General features: G+C 59.6%; 19 protein-coding genes. 2 read left to right on the top strand and 17 right to left on the bottom strand.

All coding sequences use genetic code 11. The features are described 5' to 3' along the window. Positions 1-103 precede the first annotated feature (103 nt). Positions 104-427, top strand: a complete 324-nt coding sequence (gene fdxA, locus C1X29_RS08215; RefSeq protein ID WP_007908827.1) for a ferredoxin FdxA — start codon at positions 104-106, stop codon at positions 425-427. Positions 428-916: 489 nt separating this feature from the next. Here fdxA and rpoS read toward each other — a convergent pair whose 3' ends face one another. From rpoS to C1X29_RS08175, 8 genes are all read right to left on the bottom strand, one after another. Then, entirely contained in the window at positions 917-1,924 is a 1,008-nt protein-coding gene (rpoS, locus tag C1X29_RS08210; protein WP_007954831.1) for an RNA polymerase sigma factor RpoS, read from the bottom strand. 106 nt (positions 1,925-2,030) lie between these two features. After that, positions 2,031-2,912, bottom strand: a complete 882-nt coding sequence (locus C1X29_RS08205) for a peptidoglycan DD-metalloendopeptidase family protein (RefSeq protein ID WP_102717205.1) — start codon at positions 2,910-2,912, stop codon at positions 2,031-2,033. A gap of 211 nt (positions 2,913-3,123) precedes the next feature. Further along, entirely contained in the window at positions 3,124-3,759 is a 636-nt protein-coding gene (locus C1X29_RS08200) for a protein-L-isoaspartate(D-aspartate) O-methyltransferase (protein WP_170844894.1), read from the bottom strand. 41 nt (positions 3,760-3,800) lie between these two features. Beyond that, entirely contained in the window at positions 3,801-4,550 is a 750-nt protein-coding gene (gene surE / locus C1X29_RS08195) for a 5'/3'-nucleotidase SurE (protein WP_085748122.1), read from the bottom strand. Continuing rightward, positions 4,538-5,596 (bottom strand): tRNA pseudouridine(13) synthase TruD, encoded by a 1,059-nt coding sequence (truD, locus tag C1X29_RS08190; protein WP_102717204.1) that lies wholly within the window; start codon positions 5,594-5,596, stop codon positions 4,538-4,540. The genes surE and truD overlap by 13 nt, the downstream gene beginning before the upstream one ends. After that, positions 5,593-6,066 carry a 2-C-methyl-D-erythritol 2,4-cyclodiphosphate synthase gene (gene ispF, locus C1X29_RS08185; protein ID WP_102717203.1) on the bottom strand — a complete coding sequence of 158 codons (474 nt, stop codon included), beginning with the start codon at positions 6,064-6,066 and terminating at the stop codon, positions 5,593-5,595. The genes truD and ispF overlap by 4 nt, the downstream gene beginning before the upstream one ends. A 43-nt stretch (positions 6,067-6,109) precedes the next feature. Next, complete coding sequence (gene fghA, locus C1X29_RS08180) at positions 6,110-6,955, bottom strand: S-formylglutathione hydrolase (RefSeq protein WP_102717202.1); 846 nt, start codon at positions 6,953-6,955, stop codon at positions 6,110-6,112. 55 nt (positions 6,956-7,010) lie between these two features. Beyond that, positions 7,011-8,123 (bottom strand): S-(hydroxymethyl)glutathione dehydrogenase/class III alcohol dehydrogenase, encoded by a 1,113-nt coding sequence (locus C1X29_RS08175; protein ID WP_085748120.1) that lies wholly within the window; start codon positions 8,121-8,123, stop codon positions 7,011-7,013. A gap of 116 nt (positions 8,124-8,239) precedes the next feature. Here C1X29_RS08175 and C1X29_RS08170 point away from each other — a divergent pair, with 116 nt between their 5' ends. Beyond that, positions 8,240-9,136: a LysR substrate-binding domain-containing protein gene (locus C1X29_RS08170; RefSeq protein WP_102717201.1), complete on the top strand. Its 897-nt coding sequence runs from the start codon at positions 8,240-8,242 to the stop codon at positions 9,134-9,136. Here the strand turns inward: C1X29_RS08170 and ispD are convergent. The 9 genes from ispD to rnhB all read right to left on the bottom strand — a co-directional run bounded on the left by ispD (position 9,133) and on the right by rnhB (position 21,276). After that, the gene (gene ispD / locus C1X29_RS08165) at positions 9,133-9,840 is read right to left on the bottom strand and encodes a 2-C-methyl-D-erythritol 4-phosphate cytidylyltransferase (protein ID WP_085748118.1); all 708 of its coding nucleotides are present in this window, start codon (positions 9,838-9,840) and stop codon (positions 9,133-9,135) included. The two genes, C1X29_RS08170 and ispD, sit on opposite strands and share 4 nt — an antisense overlap. Beyond that, positions 9,837-10,115, bottom strand: a complete 279-nt coding sequence (gene ftsB / locus C1X29_RS08160; protein ID WP_003222158.1) for a cell division protein FtsB — start codon at positions 10,113-10,115, stop codon at positions 9,837-9,839. The genes ispD and ftsB overlap by 4 nt, the downstream gene beginning before the upstream one ends. Positions 10,116-10,286: 171 nt before the next feature. After that, a complete protein-coding gene (gene eno / locus C1X29_RS08155; RefSeq protein WP_007954808.1) occupies positions 10,287-11,576 on the bottom strand; it encodes a phosphopyruvate hydratase in 1,290 nt (429 codons plus the stop codon). 156 nt (positions 11,577-11,732) lie between these two features. Continuing rightward, complete coding sequence (kdsA, locus tag C1X29_RS08150; RefSeq protein ID WP_007954807.1) at positions 11,733-12,578, bottom strand: 3-deoxy-8-phosphooctulonate synthase; 846 nt, start codon at positions 12,576-12,578, stop codon at positions 11,733-11,735. Between the two features lie 5 nt (positions 12,579-12,583). Further along, the gene (locus C1X29_RS08145) at positions 12,584-14,215 is read right to left on the bottom strand and encodes a CTP synthase (RefSeq protein WP_007954805.1); all 1,632 of its coding nucleotides are present in this window, start codon (positions 14,213-14,215) and stop codon (positions 12,584-12,586) included. 274 nt (positions 14,216-14,489) lie between these two features. After that, complete coding sequence (gene tilS / locus C1X29_RS08140) at positions 14,490-15,818, bottom strand: tRNA lysidine(34) synthetase TilS (protein ID WP_102717200.1); 1,329 nt, start codon at positions 15,816-15,818, stop codon at positions 14,490-14,492. A gap of 146 nt (positions 15,819-15,964) precedes the next feature. Then, on the bottom strand, positions 15,965-16,912 hold the full coding sequence (locus C1X29_RS08135; protein ID WP_085748116.1) for an acetyl-CoA carboxylase carboxyltransferase subunit alpha: 948 nt from the start codon (positions 16,910-16,912) through the stop codon (positions 15,965-15,967). A gap of 139 nt (positions 16,913-17,051) precedes the next feature. After that, complete coding sequence (gene dnaE / locus C1X29_RS08130; RefSeq protein ID WP_102717199.1) at positions 17,052-20,573, bottom strand: DNA polymerase III subunit alpha; 3,522 nt, start codon at positions 20,571-20,573, stop codon at positions 17,052-17,054. Positions 20,574-20,649: 76 nt separating this feature from the next. Then, a complete protein-coding gene (gene rnhB, locus C1X29_RS08125; RefSeq protein WP_102717198.1) occupies positions 20,650-21,276 on the bottom strand; it encodes a ribonuclease HII in 627 nt (208 codons plus the stop codon). Positions 21,277-21,281: the final 5 nt, after the last annotated feature.

Below are 21,281 nucleotides of genomic sequence, written 5' to 3'. Positions count from 1 at the left end.
GGATGCTGCTAGCTAATAGCCTGGCTGGCAGACATCGCTCCCGAACCTGGCGACCCCAACCGTGAAGGGGCAACGCTGCCGCCGCCTGAGGAGAAAATTAGAAATGACCTTCGTCGTCACCGACAACTGCATCAAGTGCAAGTACACCGACTGCGTAGAAGTCTGTCCGGTGGACTGCTTTTACGAAGGCCCGAACTTCCTGGTGATTCACCCGGACGAGTGCATCGACTGCGCCCTGTGCGAGCCGGAATGCCCGGCCGTGGCCATTTTCTCCGAGGACGAAGTTCCGGAAGAGATGCAGGAATTCATTCAGCTGAACGTAGAACTGGCCGAGATCTGGCCGAACATCACCGAAAAGAAAGAATCGCTGCCGGATGCCGAAGAGTGGGATGGCGTCAAAGGCAAGATCAAAGACCTCGAACGCTGATCTGTCCCGCGTTTGAAGAAAAGGCCCCTTGCGGGCCTTTTTGCTTTTTCGGGTTTTGCTTTATTTCAGGCAAAAAAAAGGGGCGGTTTGACCCGCCCACATTTTTTCCCTATTCCCTGTGTTCCTTTTCATCGTCCTGATGAATCGCTTCCTGCGATGTCCGTTCCCCTCTTCCTTGAAGGGCGTGTCTATCCGTCGACACAACCCAGATACTAGAGATTTCCCCGCCGGGGGCAACTGGCCTCCAGCGCACTAACCTGCTGTCATAAGCCCTTCACATTAAAAAATAACCATATAAATCATTGCGTTACGATTCGTCCATGAGCCCAATCGCCTTCAGCGGCAGTGTAAAAATAACGAACACTTACGATACAGTCAGCAAAGGCTTACAACGCAAACCTACAAGGTGGGAACGCCTCCCGCTTTCAGTGCGCCAACAAAAAGCCCCGAACCAGTCGGGGCTTTCTGTATAGCGGTCATGCGGGTGGCTTATTGAAACAGCGACTCGCTCGACAGGCCGTTTTTCTCGAGAATTTCCCGAAGGCGCTTGAGGCCTTCTACCTGGATCTGTCTCACCCGTTCCCGGGTCAGGCCGATCTCCAGGCCTACATCTTCCAGCGTGCTGCTCTCATGGCCGCGCAGGCCGAAGCGGCGCACGACCACCTCGCGTTGCTTGTCGGTCAGCTCCGAGAGCCATTGATCGATGCTCTGCGACAGGTCGTCATCCTGCAGCAGTTCACATGGATCGGTCGGACGGTCATCCGTCAGGGTGTCCAGCAGGGTTTTATCCGAATCCGGACCCAGCGAGACGTCGACCGAAGAAACCCGCTCGTTCAAGCCCAGCATGCGCTTGACTTCGCCCACCGGTTTTTCCAGCAGGTTGGCGATTTCTTCGGGTGAAGGTTCGTGGTCGAGCTTTTGCGTCAGCTCCCGTGCAGCCCGCAGGTACACGTTGAGCTCCTTGACCACATGGATCGGCAACCGGATGGTCCGGGTCTGATTCATGATCGCGCGTTCGATGGTCTGACGAATCCACCAGGTCGCGTAGGTCGAGAAGCGGAAGCCACGCTCCGGATCGAACTTTTCCACCGCGCGGATCAATCCGAGGTTGCCCTCTTCGATCAGATCCAGCAGCGACAGCCCCCGATTGACGTAACGCCGGGCGATTTTGACCACCAGCCGCAGGTTACTTTCGATCATGCGCTTGCGCCCGGCAGGGTCGCCACTTTGCGACAAGCGCGCAAAATGAACTTCTTCTTCCGGGGAGAGCAGTGGGGAAAAGCCGATTTCGTTGAGGTACAGCTGCGTGGCATCGAGTGCCCGAGTGTAATCGATGTACTTATGTTGTTTAAGTGAAGCGGAGTGTTTGGATTTGGCACGAACGGAAGGTGGAGCAGCCCCTTCATCATTCGACATCGAATCCGAATCGATGCCGGTCTCCATCAGGAGAACCTCATCGTCGATGTCAAACTCCGGCACTTCTTTACTGAGAGCCATTGTTATAGTCCTTTGGTGAGTTCGACCCCAAGCTCAAGCGGCGCCTTTATCCTTGGCAACGCTGGAGCCTGTCCCCTCTACGCGACGGAACAGGCTGGTCTGCAAATCAACGTCTTGGCAGGAACTGCAGCGGATCTACAGGTTTACCTTGTCGGCGAATCTCAAAATGCAGTTTCACCCGGTCTGTACCCGTTGACCCCATTTCGGCAATTGTCTGTCCGACCTTGACCTGCTGCCCCTCCCGTACCAACAGCCGACGGTTATGTCCGTAAGCACTGACGTAGGTTTCGCTGTGTTTGATGATGACCAATTCGCCGTAGCCCCTTAAGCCACTCCCGGCGTATACCACCGTCCCATCAGACGCAGCTAAAACAGGCTGTCCCAAATCTCCGGCGATATCAATTCCTTTATTCAAACTACCGTTTGAAGAGAATTTTCCAATCAGAATGCCATTAGATGGCCATCCCCAGCCGGTCGGGGCCGGGCCCGGTGGAGGCAACGGAGCGGGGGTTTGCTTGTTGGCGACGGACGGTACAACCGCCGTGGAAACCGCACCGGAACCCGTGGTCGTGGTGGTTGTCGTGCCATTTGCCTGGCGCCGGATAACCGTGGTTTTGCTGGACGAAGACGCTGAAGAGCCGGAGTTGGTGACGACCGCCGTCGACGTTGAACCGGTGCGTCCGTCGAAGCGAATCGTCTGACCCGGATGGATCGTGTATGGCGTAGGAATGTTGTTCCGGGCAGCGAGGGCTTTGTAGTCCCAGCCGTAGCGAAAAGCGATGGAAAACAAAGTATCGCCCGGACGGACTACATACTGCCCGGTCGTCACGACCGGACGCTGGGCCACCGCATTGTTGCGATCGACGACCCGAACGTTGCTCGATTTTGTGCTGGAGCAACCGACCAGCAAGGTGCTCAAGACAAGGCCAGTCACCAGGCGCTGAAAGCTCGTGTTACCCATACGCTGCGCAATGACTGTGAGACTCACCCGCCGCTCCCTTTGTGGTGGCTGAAAAATGTGGAATGCCGATTCCGGCATAAAACTTCGCAAGTATAACGGGCGCAACCGGCTTTACCTTTATAGAAGCGCTATGGCTCGGCGCACACGTTTGCTTGTAGACGATCCATCCTGTTTAAACATTCGCTGCCGCTGTAAGACAGGCGCACTCGACAGGAATTCAGCATCGTGAAACAAATGCTCAGGCCAGCGGACCGTTGAGCAATGGCACGAAACGCACCGCCCCCAGAACGTGTCGGGAGAAGCCGTTTTCTTCGCGCACGATCAGCATCAATTGCTGCACTTCACCCGAGCCGACCGGGATCACCATCCGCCCGCCCGGTGCCAGTTGATCAAGCAAAGCCTGAGGCACATCGGTGGCGACTGCCGTGACAATGATGCCGTTGTATGGCGCAAGCGCCGGCCAGCCTTCCCAGCCATCGCCCCAACGAAACACCACGTTGCGCAGGTTGAGCTCGACCAGGCGTTCCTTGGCCCGATCCTGCAGAACCTTGATGCGCTCCACCGAAAACACCCGCTCGACCAGTTGCGACAGCACCGCCGTCTGGTAACCGGAACCGGTGCCGATCTCCAGTACTTTATCCAGCGGCCCGGCCTCCAGCAGCAGCTCGCTCATACGCGCCACCATATAAGGCTGGGAAATAGTCTGGTTGTTGCCGATCGGCAGCGCGGTGTCTTCATAGGCACGGTGCGCCAGCGCTTCATCGACGAACAGGTGTCGTGGGGTGCGGCGGATCACTTCCAGCACGCTGGCGTTGGAAACGCCCTCTTCGTACAGACGCTGGATCAGGCGCTCACGGGTTCGCTGGGACGTCATCCCGATGCCGCTGCGCAGCCTGTCGTCTTGTTCACGAGCCATCAGTTGAGCCCCTCCAGCCAGCCGTCGAGACTTCGGAAGGCATCATTGAAGGTGCGATCGAGCTGCAACGGAGTGATGGATACGTAACCTTGCATCACCGCATGGAAATCGGTGCCAGGCCCGCCATCTTCCGCATCACCTGCCGCTGCGATCCAGTAGCCGGCCTTTCCACGCGGGTCGACGACTTTCATCGGTGCAGCCGCACGGGCGCGATGGCCGAGACGGGTCAGTTGAATGCCGCGAATGTGATCGATCGGCAGATTCGGAATGTTCACGTTCAGCACCGTGCGCGGTGGCAGATCAAGCCCGGCGTGGGCCTCGACCAGTTTGCGCGCAAAGTAGGCGGCCGTGGGCAGGTTGTCGACCTGCCGCGAAACCAGTGAGAAGGCAAACGACGGGCGCTCGAGAAAGCGGCCCTCAAGGGCGGCTGCCACCGTTCCGGAATACAGCACGTCATCCCCCAGGTTGGCGCCCAGGTTGATACCCGAAACCACCATGTCCGGCTGGCGTTCGAGCAAGCCGTTGAGTCCCAGATGAACGCAGTCGGTCGGTGTGCCATTGAGGCTGATAAAGCCGTTGGCCAGGTATTGCGGGTGCAGCGGACGGTCGAGTGTCAGCGAACTGCTGGCACCGCTCTTGTCCTGTTCCGGGGCGATAACCACGCACTCGGTGTAATCCGCCAGCGCAGCATAAAGCGCGGCAAGACCGGGCGCAGTCACCCCATCGTCGTTAGAAATCAGAATACGCATGGGCTGTCCGTCTGCCCCACCGGCACCAGATCAACGAGTTCGCGCACCAATACGGTGGCGAAGCATCCGGCCGGGAGGACGAATTCCAGTTGCAGAATGTCAGGCTCGGGATAATGCCACGTCAACCCGCCAATGGGCAGCCGCAGGATGCGACGTTCGTGGCTCATACCGGCATTAATCAACCAATCGCGCAGATCCGCCTCGCGTGCGGCAATCCCCTGCTCCAGATCATGGACAACCCCGGCCGCCGGCGAGTCACCTTCGCCCCACTGCGGACCGGTCGGATGCAGATCAAGGATGGCCATTCGCGGGTCGCTGCACTCGGCTTCACCGGCCGGGAAAAAACTGCGGCTGTCGGTGAAGGCCAGCAGATCGCCGACCTGGGCGCGCTGCCAGGTGCCATCGGCGACCCGCGCTGCGAGCACCTGATTGAACAGAAAACTGCGCGCGGTCGACAGCAGGCGCGAGCGCACATTGCGTTGTTCCGGCAGTGCCTTGCGCGCGGCCCACGAACGGGCATCGACCACGTTGCCACCGTCATGGCCGAAACGCTGGGCACCGAAATAATTCGGGATGCCCTGTTTGGCGATCAGTTGCAGGCGCTCGTCGATGGCGGCCTTGTCGCCATTGAACTGGGTCAGGCGCAGCGTGAAACCGTTGGCCGAATGCGCACCGCGCTGCAGCTTGCGTTTGTGGCGGGTGGTCTTGAGGATTTTCAGCGTGTCGTTTTCCGCCGCCGACAGATCCGGATCGGCCTTGCCCGGGAGTTGCACGCTGAACCACTGACGGGTCAGCGCCTGACGATCCTTCAGACCGGCATAGCTCACCGTGCGCAGCGGTACACCGGCGGCCTTGGCGATACGGCGCGCGGCTTCTTCAGTATTCAGACCGCGCTTTTCCACCCAGATCCACAGGTGCTCGCCGTCACCGCTGAACGGAATGTCGAGGACTTCATCAACCTGGAAATCTTCGGCGATGGCTTTCAGTACCGCGGTGCCGAGGGCGTCGCCATAGGCCCGCGGGCCGAGCAGTTGCAGTTCGTTCATGCGCGCAGCAACAAGGCAACGGAATGCACGGCGATGCCTTCTTCGCGACCGACGAAGCCGAGCTTCTCGGTGGTGGTGGCTTTCACGTTCACTTGATCCAGTTCTACTTGCAGATCCGCGGCAATCAGCGCGCGCATCGATTCAATATGGGGGGCCATTTTCGGCGCCTGGGCAACGATGGTGTTGTCGACGTTGCCGACCTTCCAGCCTTTGGCGTGGATCAGACTGACCACGTGACGCAGCAGCGCACGGCTGTCGGCGCCCTTGAATTGCGGGTCGGTATCCGGGAAATGCTTGCCGATATCACCCAGCGCAGCCGCACCGAGCAAAGCGTCGCTCAAGGCGTGCAGCAGGACGTCACCGTCGGAGTGAGCGAGCAGCCCGAAGCCGTGTGCGATTCGCACCCCGCCCAGAGTAATGAAATCGCCTTCAGCGAAACGGTGCACATCATAGCCGTGGCCAATACGCATAAAAAAACGCCCCGAATTTTGTCAGGGCGTGATTCTACCTGCATTAACTCTTCAGAGCGCGTGCGTGATGCTGCAAGTGGTCGTCAATGAAGCTCGCGATGAAGAAATAGCTGTGGTCGTAGCCCGGTTGCAGGCGCAACGTCAGCGGGTGGCCCGCTTGTTTTGCCGCTTGTTGCAGGGCTTCCGGTTTGAGCTGGGTGGCGAGGAAATCGTCGCGGTCACCCTGATCGATCAGCAGTGGCAGTTTCTCGTCCGCTTCGGCGATCAGTGCACAGGCATCCCACTCGCGCCAATTCGAACGGTCTTCGCCGAGATAGCGGGTGAATGCCTTCTGGCCCCACGGGCAATCAATCGGATTGTTGATTGGCGAAAACGCCGAAACCGACTGGTAACGACCCGGATTGCGCAACGCACAAACCAATGCACCGTGGCCGCCCATGGAGTGGCCACTGATGCTGCGCTTGTCCGAGGCCGGGAAATGCGCCTCAACCAGTGAAGGCAATTCCTGCACGACGTAGTCATGCATCCGATAGTGCCGCGACCAGGGTTCCTGCGTGGCATTCAGATAAAACCCGGCACCTAGGCCGAAATCCCAGGCCCCGTCAGGATCACCCGGTACGTCGGGGCCACGGGGGCTCGTGTCCGGCGCCACGATGATCAGACCGAGTTCGGCCGCCATGCGCATCGCGCCGGCCTTCTGCATGAAGTTCTCGTCCGTGCAGGTCAGGCCCGACAGCCAGTACAGCACCGGCAACTTGCCGCCCTGCTCTGCCTGCGGCGGCAGATACACGGCAAACACCATGTCGCAGCCCAGCACTTCGGAGCGATGGCGATAGCGCTTGTGCCAACCGCCGAAACTTTTCTGACAGGAGATGTTTTCCAGACTCATGTAGGACTCCTACGCAGCCACGGCTACATATCGGCAGCCGTGGCATCGCGACTGATCAGAAATGAATGACGGTGCGGATGCTCTTGCCTTCGTGCATCAGGTCGAAAGCTTTGTTGATATCTTCCAGGCCCATGGTGTGAGTGATGAAAGTATCCAGCGGGATTTCGCCGCTTTGCGCCATATCGACGTAGCTTGGCAATTCGGTACGACCACGCACGCCACCAAACGCCGAACCACGCCAGACGCGACCGGTCACCAGCTGGAACGGACGGGTGGAGATTTCCTGGCCGGCACCGGCCACACCGATGATGACCGACTCGCCCCAGCCTTTATGACAGCACTCGAGGGCTGCGCGCATAAGTTGCACGTTGCCGATGCATTCGAAAGAGAAGTCGACGCCGCCATCGGTCATGTCCACGATCACTTCCTGGATCGGACGATCGAAGTCTTTCGGGTTCACGCAGTCGGTAGCACCCAATTGTTTGGCGATTTCGAACTTGGCCGGGTTGATGTCGATGGCGATGATGCGCGCGGCCTTGGCCTTCACTGCACCAATCACGGCCGACAGACCGATGCCGCCGAGACCGAAGATCGCCACGGTGTCACCCGGTTTGACCTTGGCGGTGTTGATCACCGCACCGATACCGGTGGTCACGCCGCAACCGAGCAGGCAGACCTTTTCCAGCGGGGCATCTTTGGAGATCTTGGCCACGGAGATTTCCGGCAGCACGGTGTACTCGGAGAACGTCGAAGTGCCCATGTAGTGGAAAATCGTTTGGCCCTTGTAGGAAAAGCGTGAAGTGCCGTCCGGCATCAGGCCCTTGCCCTGGGTGGCGCGGATCGCCTGACACAGGTTGGTTTTGCCCGACTTACAGAATTTGCACTGGCCGCATTCCGGGGTGTACAGCGGAATCACGTGGTCGCCGACGGCCACCGAGGTCACGCCTTCGCCGATCGCTTCGACGATGGCACCGCCTTCGTGACCGAGGATCGACGGGAAGATACCTTCCGGATCAGCGCCGGACAGGGTGTAAGCGTCAGTGTGGCAAACCCCGGAAGCCACCACGCGCAGCAGCACTTCACCGGCCTTGGGCATGGCGACATCGACTTCTACGATTTCCAGCGGCTTCTTGGCCTCGAAGGCAACGGCGGCGCGCGACTTGATCATGCTGACTCTCCAGTGAATCGATTGAATAAAAAACCAGACAGTCAGTGTAGTTCAGCGCTGCTTGATGAATAATCCTGGCAAAAGCAAAACATTATTGCCATACAGGGATAATCCCCATGTCCGAAAACCGCTGGGAAGGCATCGACGAGTTCGTCGCCGTTGCCGAATGCAGCCAGTTCACCGCGGCAGCCGAACGCCTGGGCGTTTCTTCCTCACACATCAGTCGACAAATCGTACGGCTGGAAGAGCGTCTGCAGACGCGTTTGCTGTATCGCAGTACCCGGCGCGTCACCCTGACCGAGGCTGGCCAGACCTTTCTGCAACATTGTCAGCGTCTGCAGGACGGTCGCGAAGAAGCGTTGCGCGCAGTCGGCGACCTGACCAGCGAACCCAAAGGCATGCTGCGCATGACCTGTGCCGTGGCTTACGGCGAACGCTTCATCGTGCCGCTGGTGACCCGTTTCATGGGGCATTACCCGCAACTGCGCATCGATATCGAACTGACCAACCGGCAACTCGATCTGGTGCATGAAGGCCTGGACCTGGCGATCCGTCTTGGCCGGCTTCAGGATTCCCGGCTGGTGGCGACCCGGCTGGCACCGCGACGCATGTATCTGTGTGCATCGCCTTCCTACCTTGAACGGTACGGGCGCCCACACAGTTTGTCGGAACTGGGACGGCACAATTGCCTGATCGGCAGCTCGGACATCTGGCAGCTTGAACAAAATGGGCGGGAATTTTCCCAGCGGGTGCAGGGAAACTGGCGCTGCAACAGTGGGCAAGCGGTGCTGGATGCGGCACTACAAGGCGTCGGCTTGTGTCAGTTGCCGGACTATTACGTGCTGGAACATCTGCACAGCGGTGCGTTGGTTTCGCTTTTGGAAGCGCATCAACCGCCGAATACGGCGGTGTGGGCGCTGTACCCACAGCAGCGGCACTTGTCGCCGAAGGTGCGCAAACTGGTGGACTTTCTCAGGGAAGGTTTGGCCGAGCGGCCGGAATATCGAGCTTAACGACGGTTGGCCCAGCGCTGGCGCAACCATTCGAGGTCTTCGGGGCGGGTGACTTTCAGGTTATCCGCACGGCCTTCGATCAGGCGTGGCGCCATGCCGGCCCACTCCATCGCCGAGGCTTCATCGGTGATCACTGCATCCGCCACCAGACTGTCTGCCAGCGCGCGGTGCAGTGCACCGAGGCGGAACATCTGCGGCGTATAGGCTTGCCAGATCACACTGCGATCAACGGTTTCCACCACACGACCGTGCTTGTCGACCCGCTTAAGAGTGTCCTTCGCCGGCACGGCCAACAGGCCGCCGACCGAATCGTTCGCCAGCTCAGCGAGCAGTTTGTCGAGATCGTCACGGCTCAGATTAGGCCGCGCCGCATCGTGCACCAGCACCCAGTCCTCGTCGTCGGCACCTTGGGCATGCAAATGAAGCAAGGCGTTGAGCACCGAGCCGGAACGTTCGGCACCACCGTCAACCCGTTGAATGCGCGGATCACTGGCGCTGGCCAGGTTCGGCCAATAAGGATCATCAACGGCAAGACTGACCACCAGGCCCTTGAGGCTCGGGTGATCGAGGAAACAGCCGAGGCTGTGTTCGAGAATTGTGCGCCCGCCCAGTTGCAGATATTGCTTGGGACGGTCCGCGGCCATACGGGCACCGACGCCCGCGGCAGGAATCACGGCCCAGAAGGCCGGCAGGGAATCGATCATTGGGCCAACTGGTAAAGGGTTTCGCCGTCCTTGACCATGCCCAGTTCGTGACGAGCCCGCTCTTCAACGGTCTCCATGCCTTTTTTCAACTCGCTGACTTCAGCGTCCATCACCCGGTTGCGCTCCAGCAGGGCTTCGTTCTCGGCGTGTTGATCAGCAATCTGCTGATTCAGTTCGGCGACTTGCGCCAGACTGCCATTGCCCACCCACAGGCGGTACTGCAGACCGGCCAGCAGCAAGAGCAAAACGAGAAACAACCAGTAAGGACTGCGCATCGAATATCAGGTATCCAGTGAAAAAAGACAGCCACGCCAAAACTTTGAAGCATCTGATAGCACGAAGCCTGGAATATCCAGGCTTGTGCATATAAGGCATCAGATTAGTGGCAAATCCATCGCTGTCACGACTTTTCCGACACAATCCGGTGTCTTTCTAACATTTACTGCTCAGCCGCGAAACTCGCTACGACCGTTGTACTTGGCCTTGCCATTCAACTGCTCTTCGATACGCAGCAGTTGGTTGTACTTGGAAACGCGGTCGGAACGGCACAGCGAACCGGTCTTGATCTGGCCAGCCGAAGTACCCACAGCCAGGTCGGCAATGGTCGAATCTTCGGTTTCGCCCGAACGGTGCGAGATCACGGCGGTGTAACCGGCTGCCTTGGCCATCTGGATGGCTTCCAGGGTTTCGGTCAGGGTGCCGATCTGGTTGAACTTGATCAGGATCGAGTTGGCGATCTTTTTATCGATGCCTTCTTTCAGGATCTTGGTGTTGGTCACGAACAGGTCGTCGCCGACCAGTTGGGTCTTCTCGCCGATCTTGTCGGTGAGGATCTTCCAGCCAGCCCAGTCGGACTCGTCCAGACCGTCTTCGATCGAGATGATCGGGTAACGCTCGGTCAGACCTTTGAGGTAGTCGGCGAAACCTTCAGCGGTGAACACCTGGCCTTCGCCGGACAGGTTGTACTTGCCGTCTTCGAAGAACTCGCTGGCCGCGCAGTCCAGAGCCAGGGTCACGTCGGTGCCCAGCTTGTAACCGGCGTTGGCGACTGCTTCGGAAATCACTTTCAGTGCGTCTTCGTTGGAAGCCAGGTTCGGCGCGAAACCGCCTTCGTCACCAACAGCAGTGCTCAGGCCACGGGCCTTCAGAACAGCTTTCAGGTGATGGAAAATCTCGGTGCCCATGCGCAGACCTTCCGAGAAAGACTTGGCGCCAACCGGCTGAACCATGAATTCCTGGATGTCGACGTTGTTGTCGGCGTGTTCGCCACCGTTGATGATGTTCATCATCGGAACCGGCATCGAGTACACACCCGGGGTGCCGTTCAGGTTGGCGATGTGAGCGTACAGCGGCAGATCCTGATCCTGTGCAGCCGCCTTGGCCGCAGCCAGGGAGACGGCGAGGATGGCGTTGGCGCCCAGGGTCGCTTTGTTTTCAGTACCGTCCAGCTTGATCATCGCGTGATCCAGCGCTTTCTGGTCGCTTGGGTCGGTGCCCAGCAGCAGATCGCGGATCGGACCGTTGATGTTGGCTACCGCCTTGAGCACGCCCTTGCCCAGGTAACGGCTCTTGTCGCCATCACGCAGCTCGAGCGCTTCACGCGAGCCAGTGGATGCACCGGACGGCGCGCAAGCACTGCCGATGATGCCGTTGTCGAGAAGCACGTCCGCTTCCACGGTGGGATTGCCACGGGAGTCGAGAACTTCACGACCTTTGATGTCGACGATTTTTGCCATTGTTGTAAACACTCCAAAGTTGACGAAAACGACGCAGCTAGAGGAAATCTTTTTACCGTCGGCAAGTGGTGTGCAGCGGGCAGCTTGCAGACGACAACGCTCATACCCGAGGGCATGAGCGACAAATCGTGCGGTACTTTACCGGAGAATTGAGGTTTACGCGGTTTCTACCGTCGGAAAACTCTTCACCAGTTCGTCCAGGGCTTTGAGCTGGGCCAGGAATGGCTCCAGTTTGTCCAGACGCAAGGCGCAAGGGCCGTCGCATTTGGCGTTGTCCGGATCCGGGTGCGCTTCGAGGAACAGGCCCGCCAGCGACTGGCTCATGCCAGCCTTGGCCAGGTCGGTGACCTGGGCGCGGCGACCGCCGGCAGAGTCGGAACGACCGCCAGGCATTTGCAGCGAATGGGTCACGTCGAAGAATACCGGGTACTCGAACTGCTTCATGATGCCGAAGCCGAGCATGTCGACCACGAGGTTGTTGTAGCCGAAGCTCGAACCACGCTCGCAGAGGATCAACTGATCGTTACCCGCTTCCACGCACTTGTTCAGGATGTGTTTCATTTCCTGAGGCGCGAGGAACTGGGCTTTCTTGATGTTGATGACGGCATTGGTCTTGGCCATCGCGACCACGAGGTCGGTCTGGCGCGACAGGAAGGCCGGCAGCTGGATGATGTCGCAGACCTCGGCGACGACCGCGGCCTGGTCAGGCTCGTGGACGTCGGTGATGATCGGCACGCCGAAGGCTTGTTTGATGTCCTGGAAGATGCGCATGCCCTCTTCCAGGCCAGGACCGCGATAGGAGGTCACAGAAGAACGGTTGGCCTTGTCGAAGCTGGCCTTGAACACGTAAGGGATGCCGAGTTTTTCGGTGACCTTCACGTACTCTTCGCAAACCTGCATGGCCATGTCACGGCTTTCCAGCACGTTCATGCCGCCGAACAGCACCATGGGTTTGTCGTTGGCAATCTCGATGTCGCCGACGCGGATGATCTTCTGTGCCATCGGGGTTACGCCTTCTTCTGGTGTTGAGCCAATGCCGCTTTGACGAAGCCGCTGAACAGCGGATGGCCATCGCGTGGCGTCGAGGTGAACTCTGGGTGGAACTGGCAAGCGACGAACCATGGATGATCCGGAGCTTCGACCACTTCAACCAGCGCAGCATCGGAAGAGCGACCGGAGATTTTCAGGCCAGCCTCGATGATTTGCGGCAGCAGGTTGTTGTTCACTTCGTAACGGTGACGGTGACGCTCGACAATCACATCCTTGCCGTAGCAGTCGTGCACCTTGGAGCCGGCTTCGAGCAGGCATTCCTGAGCGCCGAGGCGCATGGTGCCGCCCAGATCGGACGCTTCGGTACGGGTTTCGACTGCACCGGTAGCGTCTTCCCACTCGGTGATCAGACCGACAACCGGATGGCCGCTGGCACGATCGAATTCGGTGGAGTTGGCGTCTTTCCAGCCCAGCACGTTACGGGCGAACTCGATGACCGCCACTTGCATGCCCAGGCAGATCCCCAGGTATGGAACCTTGTTTTCGCGAGCGTATTGAACGGCAGTGATCTTGCCTTCCACGCCACGCAGACCGAAGCCGCCCGGTACGAGGATCGCGTCGACGCCTTCCAGCAGCGCGGTGCCCTGGTTCTCGATGTCTTCGGAATCGATGTAGCGCAGGTTGACCTTGGTACGGTTGGTGATGCCGGCGTGACTCATCGCTTCGATCAGCGACTTGTAGGCGTCCAGCAGCTCCATGTACTTGCCGACCATCGCGATGGTGACTTCGTGCTCTGGATTGAGCTTGGCATCAACGACCTTTTCCCACTCGGACAGGTCGGCGCCATTGCATTGCAGACCGAAACGCTCGACGACGAAATCGTCCAGACCCTGAGCGTGCAGCACGGCCGGGATCTTGTAGATGGTGTCGACGTCTTCCAGGGAGATCACCGCACGCTCTTCAACGTTGGTGAACAGCGCGATCTTGCGACGCGACGACACATCCACCGGATGGTCGGAACGGCAGATCAGAACGTCTGGCTGCAGGCCGATCGAACGCAGTTCCTTCACGGAGTGCTGGGTCGGCTTGGTCTTGGTTTCGCCTGCGGTGGCGATATACGGAACCAGGGTCAGGTGCATCAGCATCGCGCGCTTGGAACCGACTTCCACACGCAGCTGGCGGATGGCTTCGAGGAACGGTTGCGATTCGATGTCGCCAACGGTGCCACCGATTTCCACCAGGGCCACGTCGGCATCGCCGGCGCCCTTGATGATGCGACGCTTGATTTCGTCGGTGATGTGCGGAATCACTTGGATGGTTGCACCCAGGTAGTCACCACGGCGCTCTTTGCGCAGCACGTGTTCGTAGACACGGCCGGTGGTGAAGTTGTTGTTCTGGGTCATGGTCGTGCGGATGAACCGCTCGTAGTGGCCCAGGTCCAGGTCGGTCTCGGCGCCGTCGTGGGTGACGAACACTTCACCGTGCTGGAACGGGCTCATGGTGCCCGGGTCGACGTTGATGTACGGATCCAGCTTCAGCATGGTGACCTTAAGCCCCCGCGCCTCCAGGATGGCCGCCAATGAAGCCGATGCAATGCCTTTCCCCAAAGAAGAAACAACACCGCCCGTGACGAATATGTAGCGCGTCATGAAAAACCCTAGAAGTCTGCGTTAAAGCGGTCCGAGCCGCCGGGGAAAGCGAAGGAAGGCCGAAGCCCCCGATCACCTGCATTAATCACAGTGCACCTTTCAAAAAAACCGCCGCGTTGGGACAGACCGGAAGTGAAAACACCGGTACGTTGCTCGCTACACATTTTTTGGAATCGCCCAGCAAAGACTGCTTGGTAATCGGCAACTCCTGCAATTCAGGCGAATCCACAGAAGTTGTATCAAGAAGGGAGCGTAGTCTACCGGAATGCCCCCTTCATCTCAAACCTTGATCTTCGTCCGAAGGCTGCCAATGCAATCGCCAGCCTTCCAGCGCATTGCCGTCGAGCCCCGGCAGGTTCGCCACGGCGAGCAATTCTTCACCGCGAAACAGCAGCGGCAATCTGCCACGCACGAAGCCCGGCACCGCGCGCTCATTGAGCAGGCGCTTGAGATCACGATGACCGCGATCCGCCAGATGCATCACCTCGCCGCCCTGCCGATAGCGGATTTGCAGCGGCCCGGCGGGAGTCTGGCCGATGAACATGACACGTCCGTTATCGGGCAAGCGTAGCGCCAGCGACGGCTCGTGCCAGTCGCCGCTGACCACCGGTGCGCGTAGCCATTGCCCGCTGAGCCACCACAAGCGACCGGCGCTTCGATGCAACTCGCCATCCGCCAGACGCCAGATCGGCGAGGCATCGTTGCCGGCATCGCGCAGGTCCGCCCAACCCGACCAATGGTCGGTATCCGGCAGTCGGGTCAAAGGTTCAAGCCAGTGACTGAGTGCGTTTCGCTGACGGGCATCGGACAACCCCGCGATGGCCGCAAACTCCAATGATGGCAATCCCGACCATTCGAACTCGGCGGGCAAGCTTGCTTGAGCCAGATCGATTTGAGCCAGCTCATCGAGCAAACCTTGCGCCTCACGCAGATGCGCCGCACTGCGGGCCATGCTGGCGTGAGCCTGAGGCCAGCGGCCGGTCAGCAACGGCATGACCTGATGGCGCAGATAGTTGCGCGAGAACTGTCGATCCTGATTGGAAGGGTCCTCAATCCAACGCAGACCATGGTCGTGCGCATAGGCTTCCAGCTCGGCCCGCGTAACATCGAGTAACGGCCGAACCAGACTGCCCTGCCCCAGCACGCGCTGAACTGGCATACCGGACAACCCACGCACGCCAGCGCCACGCAACAGGCGAAACAACAGCGTTTCAGCCTGATCATCGCGATGCTGCCCGGTCAGCAGCACATCACTGGCCTGAGTCGCCGCTATGAACGCTGCATAGCGCGCATCCCGCGCCGCCCGCTCCAGACTCGCCCCCGGCTGCACCTGCACATGCACCACTTGCAACGGCACCGCCAGTTCATCGCAGACAGCCTGACAATGCGCCGGCCACGCGTCGGCCACAGTCTGAAGGCCGTGATGGACATGGATGGCACTTAGCGCGGGAAGGGAATGGGTTTTGGCAAGATTGGCGAGGAGGTGCAGCAGAACGGTGGAATCGAGGCCACCGGAGAAGGCGATGCGCCAATGGGAAGCGCCGAGCCAGGGCTTGAGATTGCGCAGAAGCCTGGAAGGCAAATCAATCGAGGGCTGACCCATTTTTCTACCTTTTCACAAACCAAATGTGGGAGCGGGCTTGCTCGCGAAAGCGCTGAAACAGCCAACACAGTCGTTGGATGTTACATCGCATTCGCGGGCAAGCCCGCTCCCACAGTGTTTTGCATCGTTGGCCGAAACGGCTCGACTTAGAGGCCGTAGCTCATCAGACGATCGTAACGACGCTTGAGCAGCGCTTCGTTGTCGAACTTCTTCAGCATCGCCAGTTGCGAGCTCAGCTCGGCGCGGATCGAGGCAGCGGCCGCAGCCGGATCGCGGTGAGCGCCACCCAGAGGCTCGCCGATCACCTTGTCGACGATGCCCAGGCCTTTCAGACGCTCGGCGGTGATGCCCATCGCTTCAGCAGCATCCGGCGCTTTCTCTGCGGTTTTCCACAGAATCGACGCGCAACCTTCCGGCGAGATCACCGCGTAGGTCGAGTACTGCAGCATGTTCAACTGATCGCACACGCCGATCGCCAGTGCACCGCCGGAACCACCTTCACCAATCACGGTGGCGATGATCGGGGTTTTCAGGCGAGCCATGACGCGCAGGTTCCAGGCGATCGCTTCGCTCTGATTGCGCTCTTCGGCGTCGATACCAGGGTAGGCACCCGGGGTGTCGATGAAGGTCAGGATCGGCATCTTGAAACGCTCGGCCATTTCCATCAGGCGGCAAGCCTTGCGGTAGCCTTCCGGACGCGGCATGCCGAAGTTGCGACGTACCTTTTCACGCACTTCACGGCCCTTCTGGTGACCGATCACCATCACTGGCTGGTCTTCCAGACGTGCCACGCCGCCCACAATGGCCGCGTCGTCGGAGAAGTGACGGTCACCGTGCAGTTCGTCGAACTCGGTGAAGATGTGCTCGATGTAGTCCAGGGTGTAAGGACGTTTCGGGTGACGCGCCAGACGAGCGATCTGCCAGCTGGTCAGCTTGCCGAAAATGTCTTCGGTCAGCGTCTTGCTCTTGTCCTGCAGGCGGGAGATCTCATCGCCGATATTCAGCGAATTGTCATTACCGACCAAGCGCAACTCTTCGATCTTGGCTTGCAGGTCGGCGATCGGCTGTTCGAAATCTAGAAAATTCGGGTTCATAGGCGTCCGTCTTGGGTCGTGTCCCAAATGAGCTTGGGCCGGCCGGTTGTCTATTCGCGCCCTACCTTAAGGGAGAGGCGCGCTGAGGTCGAGATTAAAAATTCAGGTTGTGGGCAGGCGCTTTGATAGCACCTCCCGGTCAACGGTATTGGAGGAAGACGTTGTCTCGCCCGAACTGGTCACGCAGGGCTTGAATCAAGGCATCCGCCGGGTCGATCCGCCAGGTCTCGCCAAACTGCAGCAAGGTCTTCGCATCGGGACTGGTGTACTCCATGGTGATCGGGCACGCCCCGCGATGACGCTTGAGCAAATCACCCAACCAGCGTAGCTGATCGCCTTTCAGATCCTGGGTTTGCAACTTCAGGCGCAGGCTTTCGGCCAGGTTGGTGCGCGCATCTTCCATGCTCATCACCCGCTTGACCCGCAGCCGCAGACCACCGGAGAAGTCATCGTTGCTGACCTCGCCCTCGACCACCACCATCGCATCGGTCTGAAGCAGCGATTGCGCGGAGTGGAACGCATCGGCGAACAGCGACGCCTCGATCCGTCCGGAGCGATCATCGAGCGTGATGAACCCCATCTTGTCGCCCTTTTTGTTCTTCATCACCCGCAGGGCAATGATCATCCCCGCCACGGTCTGGGTATCCCGGGCCGGTTTCAGGTCGATGATGCGCTGACGGGCGAAACGGCGGATCTCACCTTCGTACTCGTCAATCGGGTGACCGGTCAGGTACAGGCCCAAGGTGTCTTTTTCACCTTTGAGGCGCTCCTTGAGCGTCAGCTCCTTCGCCTTGCGGTGGATCGCGTAAACGTCCGCGTCTTCCTCGACGAACAGCCCGCCAAACAGGTCGGCGTGGCCGCTGTCACGGGTGCGTGCGGTCTGCTCGGCCGACTTGATCGCCTCCTCCATCGCCGCCAGCAGCACGGCGCGGTTGCGGTCGATGTTGGCCTGATAAGCCTTTTGCTCGTCATGGAAGTACGGGCCGAGGCGATCCAGCGCGCCGCTGCGGATCAGACCGTCCAGCGTGCGCTTGTTGATGCGCTTGAGGTCGACCCGGGCGCAGAAGTCGAACAAATCCTTGAACGGACCGGCCTGACGGGCTTCGGTGATCGCTTCCACCGGGCCTTCGCCGACGCCTTTGATCGCGCCCAGGCCGTACACGATGCGGCCTTCGTCGTTCACCGTAAACTTGAACTCAGAGGTGTTCACGTCCGGCGCGTCGAGGCGCAGCTTCATCGTGCGCACTTCCTCGATCAAGGTCACAACCTTGTCGGTGTTGTGCATATCCGCCGACAGTACCGCGGCCATGAACGGCGCCGGGTAGTGGGCTTTCAGCCAGGCAGTCTGGTACGACACCAGGCCGTAGGCGGCGGAGTGGGATTTGTTGAAGCCGTAACCGGCGAATTTTTCCACCAGGTCGAAAATGTTACCGGCCAGATCCGCGTCGATATTGTTCGACGCACAACCCTCAATGAAACCGCCGCGCTGCTTGGCCATTTCCTCGGGTTTCTTCTTACCCATCGCCCGACGCAGCATGTCCGCACCACCGAGGGTGTAACCGGCCATGACCTGGGCGATCTGCATCACCTGTTCCTGATACAGGATGATGCCGTAGGTCGGCGCCAATACCGGCTGCAAACCTTCGTATTGGTAATCCGGGTGCGGATAAGCAAGTTCTGCGCGACCGTGCTTACGGTTGATGAAGTCATCCACCATGCCGGACTGCAGCGGCCCCGGACGGAACAGGGCCACCAGTGCGATCAAGTCTTCGAGGCAGTCGGGCTTGAGCTTTTTGATCAGCTCTTTCATCCCGCGGGATTCAAGTTGGAACACAGCGGTGGTTTCAGCTTTTTGCAGCAGCTGATAGGTCGGCTTGTCATCCAGCGGGATGAAAGCGATGTCCAGCGGCGGCTCGTTGACCTTGGCGCGGTCGCGGTTGATGGTCCTCAGCGCCCAGTCGATGATCGTCAGGGTCCGCAGACCGAGGAAGTCGAACTTCACCAGACCGGCCGCCTCGACGTCGTCCTTGTCGAACTGGGTCACCAGACCGTCGCCGGCCTCGTCGCAATAGATCGGCGAGAAGTCGGTCAGCTTGGTCGGCGCGATCACCACACCACCGGCGTGTTTACCGACGTTACGCACCACGCCTTCGAGCTTGCGCGCCATCTCCCAGATTTCCGCCGCTTCCTCATCGACCTTGATGAAGTCGCGCAGGATTTCTTCCTGCTCGTAGGCTTTTTCAAGGGTCATGCCGACTTCGAACGGAATCATCTTCGACAGGCGATCCGCCAGGCCGAACGACTTGCCCTGGGCCCGCGCCACGTCCCGCACCACAGCCTTCGCCGCCATGGAACCGAAGGTGATGATCTGGCTCACCGCGTTGCGGCCGTACTTTTCGGCCACGTAGTCGATCACCCGGTCGCGACCGTCCATGCAGAAGTCGACGTCGAAGTCGGGCATCGATACCCGTTCCGGGTTGAGGAAACGTTCGAACAGCAGGTCATATTCCAGCGGGTCGAGGTCGGTGATCTTCTGTACATAGGCCACCAGCGATCCGGCACCCGACCCCCGGCCTGGGCCCACCGGAACACCGTTGTTCTTGGCCCACTGGATAAAGTCCATCACGATCAGGAAGTAACCGGGGAACCCCATCTGGATGATGATATCCAGCTCGAAATTCAGCCGGTCGACGTAGACCTGACGCTTGGCCTCGTAGTCCTCGGTGGTGTCCTTGGGCAGCAGCACGCTGAGGCGCTCTTCCAGACCATCGAACGAGACCTTGCGGAAATATTCGTCAATGGTCATGCCATCGGGAATTGGATAGTCGGGCAGGAAGTGCTTGCCCAGCTTCACGTCGATGTTGCAGCGCTTGGCGATCTCGACGGTGTTCTCGATCGCATCGGGCAGGTCGCTGAACAGCTCGGCCATTTCCTCGGCGCTTTTCAGGTACTGCTGGTCGCTGTAGTTCTTGGATCGCCGTGGGTCGTCGAGGGCCCGGCCCTCACCGATGCAGACACGGGTTTCGTGGGCGGCGAAGTCTTCCTGCTTGATGAAGCGTACGTCGTTCGTAGCTACCAACGGCGCGCCGAGCTTGTCGGCAAGGGCCACGGCACCGTGCAACTGTTCTTCGTCGTTCGGACGGTTGGTACGCTGAATTTCCAGATAGAAACGATCCGGGAACACCGCCATCCATTCGCGGGCCAGCGCCTCGGCTTCGGCGGGGTTGCCGCCGATCATGGCCATACCGATCTCGCCTTCTTTCGCGGCGGACAGCATGATCAGGCCTTCGTTGGCCTCGGCGACCCACTCGCGCTCGATGATGACCATGCCGTTACGCTGACCGTCGATGAAGCCACGGGAAATCAGCTCGGTCAGGTTGCGATAGCCCTGGGCATTCATGACCAGCAGGCTGATCCGGCTCAGCGGCCCGTCCGGGTCCTTGTTCGACAGCCACAGGTCGGCGCCGCAGATCGGCTTGATCCCGGCACCCATGGCGTTTTTATAGAATTTGACCAGCGAACACATGTTGTTCTGGTCGGTCACCGCAACGGCCGGCATGCCCATGCCGGTCAGGGCCTTGACCAGCGGTTTGATCCGCACCAGCCCGTCGACCAGGGAGTATTCAGTGTGCAGGCGTAGATGAACGAATGAAGCCGGCATAGTGATCCTGTCCAGTTACATAGAGACAACAAGGCCCGGATTGTACCGGGCCCCGAACAAAACATCAGCCTCGCCGCTAAACCTGCGCGAGACCTTCCAGTGCTTCATAAGCCTGCCGAACCGGGGCAAAAGAACGCCGGTGAATCGGCGTCGGTCCGAGGCGCGCCAATGCTTCCAGATGAACGGGCGTCGGGTAGCCTTTGTGGCCGCCGATGCCGTAACCCGGGTAGATCAACTCAAACGCTGCCATCTCGCGGTCACGGCTGACCTTGGCCAGAATCGACGCTGCTGCAATTGCCGGTACCTTGCCGTCGCCCTGCACCACCGCTTCGGAACGCATCGGCAGTTTCGGGCAGCGGTTGCCGTCGATCATTGCCAGTTTCGGCTGGATATGCAGGCCAGCGACCGCGCGCTGCATCGCCAGCATGGTGGCGTGAAGGATGTTCAGTTCGTCGATTTCTTCGACTTCGGCGCGGGCGATGCACCAGCTCAGCGCCTTCTCGCAGATTTCGTCGTAGAGCTTTTCGCGCTTGGCTTCGGTAAGTTTCTTCGAATCGTTGAGGCCGAGAATCGGACGGTTCGGATCGAGGATCACCGCTGCCGTAACGACCGCGCCGCACAACGGGCCGCGACCGACTTCATCGACGCCGGCGACCAGCTCTTCGACTTCGGCGACCAAGGTGAAATCCAGGCCCATCTGCATGCTTG

Source organism: Pseudomonas sp. GW456-12-10-14-LB2, from assembly GCF_002884345.1.
In the GTDB taxonomy this organism is placed as follows: domain Bacteria; phylum Pseudomonadota; class Gammaproteobacteria; order Pseudomonadales; family Pseudomonadaceae; genus Aquipseudomonas; species Aquipseudomonas paraglycinae.
The sequence above is the reverse complement of the archived record's forward strand: the minus strand, read 5'-3'. Positions and strand labels throughout refer to the sequence as shown.

What these genes read in the sequence shown, in the direction of transcription:
- C1X29_RS08175 (WP_085748120.1), bottom strand. Translation starts at nt 8,123, where the DNA reads ATGATCAAGTCGCGCGCCGCCGTTGCCTTCGAGGCCAAGAAGCCGCTG.
- C1X29_RS08135 (WP_085748116.1), bottom strand. Translation starts at nt 16,912, where the DNA reads ATGAACCCGAATTTTCTAGATTTCGAACAGCCGATCGCCGACCTGCAA.
- C1X29_RS08200 (WP_170844894.1), bottom strand. Translation starts at nt 3,759, where the DNA reads ATGACGTCCCAGCGAACCCGTGAGCGCCTGATCCAGCGTCTGTACGAA.
- dnaE (WP_102717199.1), bottom strand. Translation starts at nt 20,573, where the DNA reads ATGCCGGCTTCATTCGTTCATCTACGCCTGCACACTGAATACTCCCTG.
- C1X29_RS08170 (WP_102717201.1), top strand. Translation starts at nt 8,240, where the DNA reads ATGTCCGAAAACCGCTGGGAAGGCATCGACGAGTTCGTCGCCGTTGCC.
- ispF (WP_102717203.1), bottom strand. Translation starts at nt 6,066, where the DNA reads ATGCGTATTGGCCACGGCTATGATGTGCACCGTTTCGCTGAAGGCGAT.
- C1X29_RS08145 (WP_007954805.1), bottom strand. Translation starts at nt 14,215, where the DNA reads ATGACGCGCTACATATTCGTCACGGGCGGTGTTGTTTCTTCTTTGGGG.
- fdxA (WP_007908827.1), top strand. Translation starts at nt 104, where the DNA reads ATGACCTTCGTCGTCACCGACAACTGCATCAAGTGCAAGTACACCGAC.
- truD (WP_102717204.1), bottom strand. Translation starts at nt 5,596, where the DNA reads ATGAACGAACTGCAACTGCTCGGCCCGCGGGCCTATGGCGACGCCCTC.
- rnhB (WP_102717198.1), bottom strand. Translation starts at nt 21,276, where the DNA reads ATGCAGATGGGCCTGGATTTCACCTTGGTCGCCGAAGTCGAAGAGCTG.
- rpoS (WP_007954831.1), bottom strand. Translation starts at nt 1,924, where the DNA reads ATGGCTCTCAGTAAAGAAGTGCCGGAGTTTGACATCGACGATGAGGTT.
- ftsB (WP_003222158.1), bottom strand. Translation starts at nt 10,115, where the DNA reads ATGCGCAGTCCTTACTGGTTGTTTCTCGTTTTGCTCTTGCTGCTGGCC.
- ispD (WP_085748118.1), bottom strand. Translation starts at nt 9,840, where the DNA reads ATGATCGATTCCCTGCCGGCCTTCTGGGCCGTGATTCCTGCCGCGGGC.
- fghA (WP_102717202.1), bottom strand. Translation starts at nt 6,955, where the DNA reads ATGAGTCTGGAAAACATCTCCTGTCAGAAAAGTTTCGGCGGTTGGCAC.
- tilS (WP_102717200.1), bottom strand. Translation starts at nt 15,818, where the DNA reads ATGGGTCAGCCCTCGATTGATTTGCCTTCCAGGCTTCTGCGCAATCTC.
- eno (WP_007954808.1), bottom strand. Translation starts at nt 11,576, where the DNA reads ATGGCAAAAATCGTCGACATCAAAGGTCGTGAAGTTCTCGACTCCCGT.
- kdsA (WP_007954807.1), bottom strand. Translation starts at nt 12,578, where the DNA reads ATGGCACAGAAGATCATCCGCGTCGGCGACATCGAGATTGCCAACGAC.
- surE (WP_085748122.1), bottom strand. Translation starts at nt 4,550, where the DNA reads ATGCGTATTCTGATTTCTAACGACGATGGGGTGACTGCGCCCGGTCTT.